This is a genomic window from Limosilactobacillus urinaemulieris, from assembly GCF_932750685.1.
Taxonomy (GTDB): Bacteria; Bacillota; Bacilli; order Lactobacillales; family Lactobacillaceae; genus Limosilactobacillus; species Limosilactobacillus urinaemulieris.
On record NZ_CAKOBX010000011.1, the window covers coordinates 55,189 to 66,588 of the forward strand.

At 39.9% G+C, this 11,400-nt stretch carries 14 protein-coding genes; 2 read left to right on the forward strand and 12 right to left on the reverse strand.

Going from position 1 to position 11,400, the window contains the following annotated elements; all coding sequences use genetic code 11:
- Window positions 1–21: 21 nt before the first annotated feature.
- From MR181_RS08145 to MR181_RS08190, 10 genes are all read right to left on the reverse strand, one after another.
- The gene (locus MR181_RS08145) at window positions 22–1,764 is read right to left on the reverse strand and encodes a proline--tRNA ligase (RefSeq protein ID WP_242336908.1); all 1,743 of its coding nucleotides are present in this window, start codon (window positions 1,762–1,764) and stop codon (window positions 22–24) included.
- Between the two features lie 18 nt (window positions 1,765–1,782).
- A complete protein-coding gene (rseP, locus tag MR181_RS08150) occupies window positions 1,783–3,060 on the reverse strand; it encodes an RIP metalloprotease RseP (protein WP_242336910.1) in 1,278 nt (425 codons plus the stop codon).
- A 22-nt stretch (window positions 3,061–3,082) separates the two neighbouring features.
- Window positions 3,083–3,868: a phosphatidate cytidylyltransferase gene (locus MR181_RS08155; RefSeq protein WP_191911783.1), complete on the reverse strand. Its 786-nt coding sequence runs from the start codon at window positions 3,866–3,868 to the stop codon at window positions 3,083–3,085.
- Between the two features lie 17 nt (window positions 3,869–3,885).
- On the reverse strand, window positions 3,886–4,653 hold the full coding sequence (locus MR181_RS08160) for an isoprenyl transferase (RefSeq protein WP_242336913.1): 768 nt from the start codon (window positions 4,651–4,653) through the stop codon (window positions 3,886–3,888).
- 155 nt (window positions 4,654–4,808) lie between these two features.
- Window positions 4,809–5,369, reverse strand: coding sequence for a ribosome recycling factor (frr, locus tag MR181_RS08165; RefSeq protein WP_102168723.1), 561 nt, complete (start codon window positions 5,367–5,369; stop codon window positions 4,809–4,811).
- Between the two features lie 3 nt (window positions 5,370–5,372).
- Window positions 5,373–6,095 (reverse strand): UMP kinase, encoded by a 723-nt coding sequence (gene pyrH, locus MR181_RS08170; RefSeq protein WP_242336916.1) that lies wholly within the window; start codon window positions 6,093–6,095, stop codon window positions 5,373–5,375.
- A 76-nt stretch (window positions 6,096–6,171) separates the two neighbouring features.
- Window positions 6,172–7,047 (reverse strand): translation elongation factor Ts, encoded by an 876-nt coding sequence (gene tsf, locus MR181_RS08175; protein ID WP_191911780.1) that lies wholly within the window; start codon window positions 7,045–7,047, stop codon window positions 6,172–6,174.
- A 110-nt stretch (window positions 7,048–7,157) separates the two neighbouring features.
- Complete coding sequence (gene rpsB / locus MR181_RS08180) at window positions 7,158–7,943, reverse strand: 30S ribosomal protein S2 (protein ID WP_191911779.1); 786 nt, start codon at window positions 7,941–7,943, stop codon at window positions 7,158–7,160.
- Window positions 7,944–8,117: 174 nt separating this feature from the next.
- Window positions 8,118–8,390, reverse strand: a complete 273-nt coding sequence (locus tag MR181_RS08185) for a GIY-YIG nuclease family protein (protein ID WP_242336925.1) — start codon at window positions 8,388–8,390, stop codon at window positions 8,118–8,120.
- Window positions 8,380–9,141: a tRNA1(Val) (adenine(37)-N6)-methyltransferase gene (locus tag MR181_RS08190; protein ID WP_242336919.1), complete on the reverse strand. Its 762-nt coding sequence runs from the start codon at window positions 9,139–9,141 to the stop codon at window positions 8,380–8,382. Before MR181_RS08190 ends, MR181_RS08185 begins: the two co-directional genes overlap by 11 nt.
- Before the next feature lie 88 nt (window positions 9,142–9,229).
- Here MR181_RS08190 and MR181_RS08195 point away from each other — a divergent pair, with 88 nt between their 5' ends.
- Window positions 9,230–9,868, forward strand: coding sequence for a lysophospholipid acyltransferase family protein (locus MR181_RS08195; RefSeq protein WP_240411015.1), 639 nt, complete (start codon window positions 9,230–9,232; stop codon window positions 9,866–9,868).
- Window positions 9,869–9,916: 48 nt separating this feature from the next.
- Here the strand turns inward: MR181_RS08195 and MR181_RS08200 are convergent, their stop codons facing one another.
- On the reverse strand, window positions 9,917–10,141 hold the full coding sequence (locus MR181_RS08200) for a YneF family protein (protein WP_003716917.1): 225 nt from the start codon (window positions 10,139–10,141) through the stop codon (window positions 9,917–9,919).
- Between the two features lie 74 nt (window positions 10,142–10,215).
- The gene (locus MR181_RS08205) at window positions 10,216–10,467 is read right to left on the reverse strand and encodes a DUF896 domain-containing protein (protein WP_003716916.1); all 252 of its coding nucleotides are present in this window, start codon (window positions 10,465–10,467) and stop codon (window positions 10,216–10,218) included.
- A gap of 173 nt (window positions 10,468–10,640) precedes the next feature.
- Between MR181_RS08205 and lexA the strand changes: the two genes are divergently transcribed.
- Window positions 10,641–11,273: a transcriptional repressor LexA gene (gene lexA / locus MR181_RS08210; RefSeq protein WP_242336922.1), complete on the forward strand. Its 633-nt coding sequence runs from the start codon at window positions 10,641–10,643 to the stop codon at window positions 11,271–11,273.
- Window positions 11,274–11,400 lie beyond the last annotated feature (127 nt).

Sequence of the window (11,400 nt, forward strand, 5' to 3'; positions counted from 1 at the left end):
ACCAATTAATGATTAGACTAATTATTTAGCTTCAGTAGCATCTTGTCCACTAAGTTGCTTAAGCAAAATTGCAACAGTATTAACGACTTCTTCAGTCTTAACTTCAACTGTTTCACCGGTCTTCCGGATCTTAATTTCAACAATACCGTCTGAAGCCTTCTTACCAACAGTAATCCGAATTGGAATACCAATTAAGTCAGAATCGGCAAACTTAACACCAGCACGTTCTTTTCGGTCATCTACTAAGACATCATAGCCAGCTTTTTCAAGAGCTACGGTAAGTTCATTTGCCATTTCCATTTGATCTGCTTTTTTAGCATTCACAGGAATTACATGAACATCAAATGGTGCAATACTGTCGGGCCATACTAATCCATTGTCATCAGCAGTTTGTTCAGCAACTGCAGAAAGCAACCGACTAACACCTATCCCGTAGCTTCCCATAATAACATCAACTAGGCGGCCATTATTATCGAGCACTTGTGCACCAAGCTTCTTTGAATAATGGGTCCCTAACTTAAAGATATGCCCAATTTCAATCCCTGGGGTAAACTTGATTGGATGACCATCCGGTGCAATTTCGCCTTCCTTAACGTTACGGAAATCACCAAACTGATCCACCCGGAAGTCACGATCAATATTGGCATTAATGTAGTGGTGACCGTCATCGTTAGCCCCACAGGCCATATTAACCATTACTTTAACGTAATTGTCAGCATAGATTTTAACATCTTCACCAACACCAACTGGACCAAGTGAACCTGGATGTGCTCCTAAATACTTCACAGCGTCTTCTTCATCAGCTAGCTCTAATTCTTCACAGCCTAGTTCATCCTTCAGCTTGGCCTCGTTAACTTCATCATTACCGCGCATCAAAACAAGAACTGGTTGCGTTTCCTCTTCACTCATTTTAGCCATGTAGAACATTGCCTTGATAATTTGTGTTGAGTCTATTCCAAGGCTTTCCGCAGCCTCGTCGACACTGTGAGCCCCTGGAGTTGGCTTCTTTTCAAGCTTTTCTGGTTCAGCGGTTTGTTGAACACCGGTAAACTTACTAGTGGCTTTTTCCAAGTTAGCAGCGTAATCACCGTCAGTATAAGCAATGATATCTTCCCCCACCTCTGCAGGCGCAGAAAATTCTTGTGAGTTCTTACCACCCATTGTTCCTGAATCAGCTAAGATCACCTTGTAGTCTAAGCCAATCCGGTCAAAAATATTACGGTATGCTCTTGCTTGAAGATCATATGCCTGATCTAAACCTGCTTGATCAGCAGAGAATGAATAACCATCAAGCATTTCAAATTCCTTACCACGAAGGATCCCATAACGAGGACGATCTTCATCCCGGAACTTATCCTGCAATTGGTAAACAACCAATGGCAACTTCTTGTATGACTTGATACTGTCACGGATAACTTCAGTAAACGTTTCTTCATGGGTTGGTCCCATGATAAAGTCACGATCACGACGATCCTTTAACTTAAATAGGTTATCGCCATAGCTTTCATACCGACCAGATTCTTTCCACAAGTCAGCAGGAAGAAGTGCTGGCATCATCATTTCAACCGCACCAGCTTTTTCCATTTCCTCACGAATGATATTTTCAACCTTCCGAATTACTCGGTAGGCCATTGGTAAGTAAGCCCAAACACCAGCAGATACTTGATAAATGTAGCCAGCGCGGACCATCATCTTATGACTAAGCGCTTCCGCATCACTTGGCGCTTCCTTTTTTGTTGGAATTAAAATCTTTGATTGTTGCATTAAAATACTCCTTTTCCCTTATCGAATGAAATAACGCTGAATGTCATTCCACGTAACCAAAATCATTAACACTAGCAGCAAGAAGAAACCAATCATCGTCACAATTCCTTCGGCTTTTTCCGGAATTGGGCGACGAATAACCGCCTCAATGATATTTAACAACAGTTTTCCTCCATCTAACGCCGGAATTGGTAATAGGTTAACAATTCCGAGGTTAATTGAAAGAAGTGCTAAGAAATTCAAAACACCCGTAAATCCGAGCGCCGTTGCTTGTGACGTTCCTGCATAAATTGCGACTGGTCCCCCAAAATCATTTAATGAAAAGCCATGGGTAACCATGTGGCCGAGAACACTAAAAATTAGTGTACCTGCTTGAACAAACCGTTGCCAACCAAAATTAAGCCGTGCTGAGAAACTCTTATCCGTTTCTTCAAGAATCCCAATTTGACCAACCTTTTGATCTGACTGTTTGACTGTTTTGGGAACCATTGTGGTGGTGTGCTGTTTTCCGCGGTGTTCATAAGTTACGGTAATTTTCTTCCCCGGGTGACTAGAGATTGCAGTTGACAAAGCTGTCCAATCTTTAATTTTAGTATCGTTAACTTGCTTAATCCGATCGCCGCTTACGAGACCCGCCCGCGCAGCAACTGAATTGGCATTAACGTGCCCGATCTTGTTGCTATTCACCGGAACGCCACCGCTTAAGAGAAACCCGAGAATAATAAAAACAACAAGGGACAAAATGAAATTATTCATTGGACCGGCAAAATTAGTCATCATTCGTGCTGGTAAACTAGCAGAATTAAATTGAACGTCCTTAGGTGCAATTTGAACAACTGTACCATCATGCTCAGTAATTAAAGCATCATGAGCAACATTGTAAACTTTCAAATCGTTTTCATCACCATTGACGTATCCTTTAATCCATAAATCATTAACTAGATCAGAATCAACAATTTGCAGCGGGATCCCTTGGAACAATGTTGTCTTTTGACTTGCATTAATATTAGTGACTTGATCCTGATCATTAAGTTGAATAGTTACCGGGGTTCCTGGACGTAATTCATCTTCGTCCTCATCATCCGCACCAGCAAGACGAACATATCCCCCTAATGGCAAGATCCGAATAGTATACGTCGTGCCACCAGACTGTTTCCACCAAATTTTGGGACCCATTCCAATTGAAAACTCACGGACTAGAATCCCTGCTCGCTTTGCAAAATAATAGTGACCAAATTCATGGACTAAGACCAGTATTCCGAAAACGATTATAAAGGTGATGATTGTTATTATCACAAAATCCCCTCTTCTTTCAGAACTAAATAATACCTAAGAGGTGCATCATTGGCATAACGATTAACATACTATCAAACCGGTCAAGGATACCGCCATGTCCCGGTAAAATTTTTCCAGAGTCCTTTACGCCATAGAACCGTTTAAGCGATGATTCAATCAAATCACCAAACTGGCCCATAATTGACAAAATTAACGTTAGGCAAACCATTGGAATGAAAGATCCACCAACCGGAATAAAGTATAAGTAAATAGCAATCAGAATTGTGGCAGAAACGGTCCCACCAATTGAGCCTTCCCAAGTCTTGTTCGGGCTAATTTTGGGTGCTAACTTATTTTTTCCGATTTTTCTTCCGATCAAGTATGCTCCACTATCGGTAATCCAAACAATTAACATCCCGTATAGTAAGGTTTGGAAGTTGACTGCTCGTGCTTCGACAAAGTAACGAAAACCTAATCCAATGTAAAGGATTGCTAATGTTAACACACCAGCATCATCAAAGGTAAATCGCTGCTTTCTAATCACCGTATGTAATAGTAATAAAATTACCAAGAAATAGAATGCAAACCACCGCGTTGCAACACTTGGTAAGAAGTCTAACCAACTATCAGGTAAGATCAATAGCGCAACTCCAAGATAAGAAACAATTGCCTCAAACGAAATCAAAAACATCCGCTTCATTGCTAAGATCTCACTCATAGCAACAATTCCAAGTACAATTGCGGCAATTGTTAATGGCCAGTGACCATAAACTATTAACGGAATGAAGATTGCTAAACCAACAACAGCTGTTATTATCCGTGTTTTCAATATTATTCTCCCCAAACTTAGTTATTTTTTAAGCCACCATAACGACGGTGACGTCCCTGAAATTTAACAATAGCATCTTCTAATGAATGCCGATCAAAATCAGGCCAATAAACATCAGTAAATTCTAACTCACTATAAGCAATTTGCCAGAGCATAAAATTACTAATCCGCTCCTCACCACTTGTTCTGATAAGAAGATCAGGATCTGCTAACTCATCTAGGTCTGCTGTCATCATATTTTGAGACAGTAACTGTTCATCAATTTGATCAACACTAATCTCTTTAGCAGCTACTTTCTCTGCAATTCGTTGAGTAGCACGAATGATTTCGTCACGACTGCCATAGTTTAAAGCAAAGTTCAAAATCATCCCGTTACAATCAGCTGTATCAGCAATTGCATCATTAACTGCTTTTTGAGTTCCGTGGGGCAATTTAGTAATGTCGCCCATCACCATCACCCGAACATTATGCTTAACTAAATCTGGAACAAAAGTTGAAAAGAACTTGATTGGTAGTTGCATCAAATAATTAACTTCACTCGAAGGTCGTTTCCAATTCTCGGTAGAAAAAGCGTAGAGTGATAGAACCTTTACCCCTAATTCACTAGCAGCGATCGTCACATTCTTCACAGTCTGCATTCCTTGTTTATGACCTGCAACACGTGGTAAATGACGTTTTTGAGCCCAACGACCGTTTCCATCCATAATAATCGCGATATGGTTGGGAATTCGGTTTGGGTCTAATTTCGCATTACTAGTCGAGGATCCTTCTTTTTTGCCAAACAAAATAGTTCCTCCAGACAAAATTTTGTGTTTAAAGTAAAAACTACTTGTCAATTATAAATGTATTAAGGAGAAAAGCCAACCCCAACCCAAAAAGAGCAGGAATGAACTAGCTTCCTAATTCGTTTTCCTACTCCTAATTAGTAATTGAGGCTAATCTAGCCCATTAATTCTTTTTCCTTATCGGCAGCAATATTTTCAAGGTTCTTGATCCCGTTATCAGTCTCGGTTTGAACCTTCTTTTCAAGATCATGAAATTCATCATCATTGAAATCGCCGTCTTTGTTACCCTTCTTCAAGTCATCCATCGCTTCACGACGAACATTTCGAACAGCAACCTTGGCCTTTTCAAGTTCAGCCTTAACATCCTTAACAAGCTCTTTTCGCCGTTCTTCTGTTAACTGCGGAATCAAAATCCGAATTGCTGAACCATCATTTTGTGGTGTTAAACCGAGATTGGCAGCATAAATCGCCTTTTCAATGTTATCCAATGAGCTTTCATCATATGGAGTAACAAGTAGTTGACGTGCTTCAGGAATTGTAATTGATGCCACCTGATTAAGTGGTGTTGGAGCACCATAATAATCTACTTTCACACCATTAAGCAAACTAGCATTTGCTCGTCCTGCACGAATATCAGCTAATGTCCGGCGTAATGCATCTCCAGACTTTGCCATCTTGTCCTTTGCTTCATTTAAAATTTGTTTACCTGTAGCCATAAGTTAATCCCCCTCAATCGTGGTTCCAACTTCTTGTCCCTTAACAACCTTCATAATATTTCCAGGAGTGTTTAGGTTAAATACAACTAACGGAATATGATTATCCATAGAAAGTGAACTTGCGGTAGTATCCATAACATGGAGGTTCTTTTCAATCAAATCCATGTGAGTTAGATGATCAAACTTAACCGCGCTAGCATCCTTATTTGGATCAGCATTGTAAACACCATCAACGCCGTTCTTCCCCATTAAGATAGCATCGGCATTAATTTCAGCTGCACGTAATGCAGCAGTAGTATCGGTTGAGAAGTATGGACTTCCTGTCCCACCAGCAAAAATCACAATCCGGTCCTTTTCAAGGTGGCGAATTGCTTTCCGTCGAATATATGGCTCAGCAATTTGACGCATTTCGATAGAAGTTTGTACTCGCGTTGGAACATCAAGTGATTCTAGAGCATCTTGAAGAGATAGTGCGTTCATAATGGTTGCTAACATTCCAATGTAGTCAGCCTGAGCACGTTCCATACCAAGTTCTGCCCCGGTAACACCACGCCACATATTTCCGCCACCAACGACGATCGCAATTTGGACACCTAATTCATGAATTTCCTTTAATTCCTTGGCAACATCTTTAAGTACTGGTGGATTAATTCCAAAACCCTTTTCACCGGCTAGAGCTTCCCCGCTGAGCTTTAAAATGACACGATTGTATTTAATGTCTGACATAAACCTGCCTCCTAATGGTAATGTTTTCAAAAAAAGGCGCACTTCAAAGAGTACGCCCTTTTTAGCCGAACGTTGTTTAGTTCATTTGGTCCTTTACTTCTTGAGCAAAGTCATCTTGCTTCTTTTCGATTCCTTCACCAACTTCGTAACGAATAAATGACTTCAACTTACCATCGTTAGCAGAGACAAATTCTGCAACAGTTTGGTCTGGGTTCTTAACAAAGTCTTGGTCAGCCAAGCAGATTTGTGAAAGGAACTTGTTTAAACGACCTTCAACGATCTTGTCAACGATCTTAGCAGGCTTACCTTCATTTAAGGTTTCTTCCTTGAAGACTTCACGTTCGTGATCAAGACGATCTTGAGATACATCATCACGAGTCATGAATTCAGGATTGATGGCAGCAACGTGCATAGCAACATCCTTAGCTGCATCTTCATTTCCACCTTCAAGAACAACAAGAGCGGCAATTTGACCACCTTGGTGAAGGTATGCACCAAAACTGTCGTTATCGTTCTTTTCAATAACTTCAAAACGACGAAGGCTAATCTTTTCACCGGTCTTTTGAGTAGTGCTGATCAAGTCATCATTTAAAGTACCATTTTCGGTTTTCATAGCAAGCGCTTCTTCCACGTTTGCAGGCTTGTTTTCGCTGATCAACTTAGTAACCTTCTTTAGTAAGTCCTTGAATGGGTCACTTGCAGCAACAAAGTCAGTTTCTGAGTTTAATTCAACGATCGCAGCAGTATTACCACTAACAGCAATGTCAGCTAACCCTTCGGCAGCAACACGATCACTCTTCTTAGCGGCCTTAGCAATACCCTTTTCACGTAAGTAGTCCATTGCCTTATCCATGTCACCATCACTAGCAACTAATGCCTTCTTAGCATCCATGATACCAGCACCAGATTTCTTACGTAATTCCATAACTTGAGCAGCTTTAATTTCAGCCATGATTAGATCTCTCCTTCGTTTAACTTTTTAATAAAAAAGCTATTTGGTACTCAGGCCACAATGGTCCGTACGCAAACAGCCCAAGTATTTAATACTTAATTATCGTTTAATTACTTACCTTCAACGCTGTCCTTAAGGTTCTTTAATGAATCTTCAGAAACTTCTTCATGTTCTTCGGTAGCGTCGTTAGTATCAGCTTGCTTGTTGTCATCTTGACCTTGCTTACCTTCGATAACAGCATCAGCCATCTTTGAAGTGATAAGACGAACGGCACGAATAGCATCATCGTTTGATGGAATTACGTAGTCGATGTCATCAGGGTCGGTGTTGGTATCAACCATAGCAACGATTGGAATGTGAAGCTTTTGAGCTTCCTTAACAGCAATTTGTTCCTTGTGTGGGTCCACGATGAACATTACATCAGGGATCTTTGGCATATCTTCAATACCACCTAAGAAACGTTCAAGCTTTTCGCGTTGCTTAGTTAAAACAGCAACTTCCTTCTTTGGAAGAACATCAAAAGTACCGTCTTCAGACATCTTCTTCAATTCTTTCAAACGAGCAATCCGTGATTGGATAGTCTTCCAGTTAGTCAAGGTACCACCTAACCAACGGTGGTTAACGTAGTATTGACCTGCACGAGTAGCTTCTTCTTCAATTGAATCTTGAGCTTGCTTCTTAGTACCAACAAAAAGAACAACACCGCCATCAGCAGCAACATCCTTCATGTAGTTGTAAGCAGTATCGATCAACTTAACAGTCTTTTGTAAGTCAATGATGTAGATACCGTTACGTTCAGTAAAGATGTATTCTTCCATCTTTGGGTTCCAACGGCGAGTTTGGTGACCGAAGTGAACACCGGCTTCAAGCAATTGCTTCATAGTAACAACAGACATAAAATATGTACCTCCAAAATGTTTTTTCCTCCCCAATAATCATCTGGCAGTCAAACTAAATTAGCACATTGACCACCATCCTATTGGGTGTGAAATTGGCGTTTAACACCGAAATATAGTATACAAAAAAGCATCTCATCTGACAAGCATTTATCCTTAACTTAATGAATTAATTTAAATCTTGATTCCTCTTACACGAAGATAGCGTTCCTTTTGTCGTCTGCTTTGATGTTTGAAATAGTATTCAGCACTTAACGCCTTATGCTTTGTTGGGTATTCACACCAATACATCAGTCGGAGCGGATGCCGTGATTTTACACGGGTATACTTAGCTCCCTTATAAGACTGATGAGTATTGAACCGTTGCCGGACGTTAGTGGTAAAACCACAATAAAGGGTCTCATCCGCGCAATGAAGGACATATATATAATAATGTTTACTTTTTATCTCCATATAGTAATTGTTGCACCTCGGGCCCGTATTCACCATTAGACTGATTAACCACTAATGGTGGGACAATCCGAATCCCACCATTTCCCCCATCCTTAATTACTTCAATCAAGACAATATTAGCTTCCCGATCCGGTTTAGGATGGATAAAACGAATTCGCTTGGGTGCAAGTCGATGGCTAGTTAATTCAGTCAAGATTTCTGCTAAACGATCCGGCCTATGAACAAGGTATCCCCGACCATTCATTTTCAATAAGCCACTCATTTTTTCCACAACCATTGTCAAATTAGTCGTGATTTCGTGACGCGCAATTGCTAAAGCGCGATTAGGATTCTTTTGACTATGTTCAGTATTAGGGAAATATGGTGGATTACACAAGACGATATCCGCGGAATCCTTGGGAATTTTATTATAAACATCTTTAATGTCCATATTTAAGACATCATAGCGTTCCTCAAGGTGGTTCAGCTTAATTGTTCGTTCTGCCATATTGGCAATTGGCTTCTGCAACTCGACCTCTGTAAAGTGACCGCCAAGCTTATTATGAAGAAAAAGGCCAATCGCACCATTACCAGCACAAAGATCAACAATTTTTGCCTGACGCTTCTTATTAGGGCGAACAAAGTCAGCTAGGAGAACAGCGTCAAGCGAAAAAGCGAAGCAATGGGGATTCTGAATAATTTGAACATCCTGACTATATAGTTGGTCAATTCGTTCATCTGTCTTTAATAAATTATCATTATCCATTTATTATTCACCTCTTTTAGACTTGCAAGGAATTACTTTTTTAGTCATAATAATGCCAGTTATTATACACATTAGATTGGATGATTTTATGTTATATTCGTTTCTCGTTGCCATTGTTCAACCATTCTTAAACCTAATCAATGGCAAAGCAAAAATTTATAATAAGGAAAATATACCTGACGGCAATTATATCATTATTGCTCCCCATCGGACATGGATGGATCCAGTTTTGATTGCCCTCGCGATCTACCCCAAGAAATTTAGTTTTATGGCAAAGAAAGAGTTATTCAAGAACCCAATTGCTGCCTACTTTTTAAAAAAGTTAAATGCCTTCCCGGTTGACCGCAAGCATCCTGGCCCTTCAGCAATAAAAAAACCAGTGCAAATCTTACGAAAAACTGATCTATCAACAATTATTTTTCCATCAGGCTCTCGTTATTCCAGTAAATTAAAGGGCGGTGCAACATTAATCGCCAAATTAGCAAACGTTCCGCTAGTTCCTGCAGTGTATCAAGGGCCTCTCAAATTTAGCGAATTATTCAAACGGCATCCCCGTCACATTGCCTTTGGAAAGCCAATTTATATTGACCGAAAGAACAAACTCGACGAAGAAAGTCAAGCTAAATTAGAGAGTGAAATGCAGCAATCATTTGATGAGTTAGATCACCAAATCAATCCTAATTATAAATACATCATGCCGCCTAAACCAAAAGACGATGATTTCTAAAGAAAAAGAAACCGGAAATTAAATTTCCGGTTTCTTTTTTGTTTAAGATTACTTATTTGCTTTTTTGGCTTGTGCCTTCATGGTTTGCATCATTTGATGTAACTTTCGACTAGATGGCTTTTGGCCCATTTGCAACATCATCGTCCGCAACATTTCTTCACTAATAGGTGGATTATTGCGGAGATAGTTTTCCATGTAACGACGAGCACCAAAGAAACCGCCAACTAAACCGATTAGTAAGGCGAGGATTACCAATGAAATTGTTAATGCCACAACTACTTTCCTCCTTTTTTAGTTACTGTTCAATAGTACACGAAAGTAGTCGAATTGAAAAGGGCTAAACAAGGTTAATCATCACGTAATCCCTTTTTCCGTTGAATTTCACGAACCTTCTCTGGAGTAACCTCTTTACCATTATCATCAAAGATTCGCATCATTTCGATATTACTCCGCATTGCTTCACGGAAGTTCTTAAGGTACTCTTTCCGTAGCTTTGCTCGTTCCTTAGTTTCGGCCTCTGTTAGTCCTTCTTCCTTATTTTTATGAGCGAGTTCGTTAATTCGCTTTAATAATTTTTCTTGGTCTGTAGATTCAGCCATAATTATCTCCTCACCTTCCAGATATCCTTAATTTAACTATTTATCTTGATCTTAGCTAACTTAATAACTATTTTCAAGATATGTACTAACTTCCCCGCGAACGTACGTTTGAAAGTTGACGATTACTATGATATTCTAGAATTAATAATAATCTAGCCAAATGAGGTGTCAAAATGGCAAAAGCAGCAAGTCAAAAACAAATTGCCGTATTAAGTTGCATTTATAAACACGTTAAGGATCACGGGTACCCACCAACAGTCCGTGAAATCTGCGGAACCGTTGGGCTTTCCTCAACCTCCACTGTTCATTCTCATCTAAACAATCTAATCAAGGAAGGCTACTTACAAAAAGATCCTTCCAAACCGCGGGCACTTGAAATTACTAAACAGGGATTAGATCTCCTGGGAATTGAACCAGAGCAAAAAGAAATCCCAATGATCGGTGTTGTTACCGCAGGACAGCCTATTTTAGCGGTAGAAGACACTACAGATTATTTTCCTTTACCACCTTCAATTAAAGATGCCTCTGGATTATTCATGTTAAAAATTCACGGCACCAGTATGATCAAAGCCGGAATTCTTGATGGTGATGACGTAATCGTTCGTAAGCAATCAACCGCTAAAGATGGCGAGATTGTAATTGCAATGACAAGTGATAATGAAGCTACTTGCAAACGGTTCTATAAAGAACCAGAAAACCACCGCTTCCGGCTTCAACCTGAGAACGATGCGATGGCACCCATTTATCTGGATAACGTTACTATCCTTGGTAAGGTTATTGGCTTATACCGTGATCACATTTTCTAAACTTTCCTTTTAATTAGCAATATTTCTTTATCGAGAGGCCGGGAAAATAACGGGTATCTGTCAACTGGTATTGATGGATATCGATACCACTCACAGAAATGTGGGTGGTATTTTTTATACAAAAAGA

Bases quoted from the DNA above. Each gene is read 5' to 3' on its own strand.
- MR181_RS08190 (WP_242336919.1), bottom strand. From the start codon at position 9,141: ATGGATAATGATAATTTATTAAAGACAGATGAACGAATTGACCAACTA.
- rpsB (WP_191911779.1), bottom strand. From the start codon at position 7,943: ATGTCTGTTGTTACTATGAAGCAATTGCTTGAAGCCGGTGTTCACTTC.
- frr (WP_102168723.1), bottom strand. From the start codon at position 5,369: ATGGCTACAGGTAAACAAATTTTAAATGAAGCAAAGGACAAGATGGCA.
- MR181_RS08145 (WP_242336908.1), bottom strand. From the start codon at position 1,764: ATGCAACAATCAAAGATTTTAATTCCAACAAAAAAGGAAGCGCCAAGT.
- tsf (WP_191911780.1), bottom strand. From the start codon at position 7,047: ATGGCTGAAATTAAAGCTGCTCAAGTTATGGAATTACGTAAGAAATCT.
- lexA (WP_242336922.1), top strand. From the start codon at position 10,641: ATGGCAAAAGCAGCAAGTCAAAAACAAATTGCCGTATTAAGTTGCATT.
- MR181_RS08195 (WP_240411015.1), top strand. From the start codon at position 9,230: ATGTTATATTCGTTTCTCGTTGCCATTGTTCAACCATTCTTAAACCTA.
- pyrH (WP_242336916.1), bottom strand. From the start codon at position 6,095: ATGTCAGACATTAAATACAATCGTGTCATTTTAAAGCTCAGCGGGGAA.
- MR181_RS08205 (WP_003716916.1), bottom strand. From the start codon at position 10,467: ATGGCTGAATCTACAGACCAAGAAAAATTATTAAAGCGAATTAACGAA.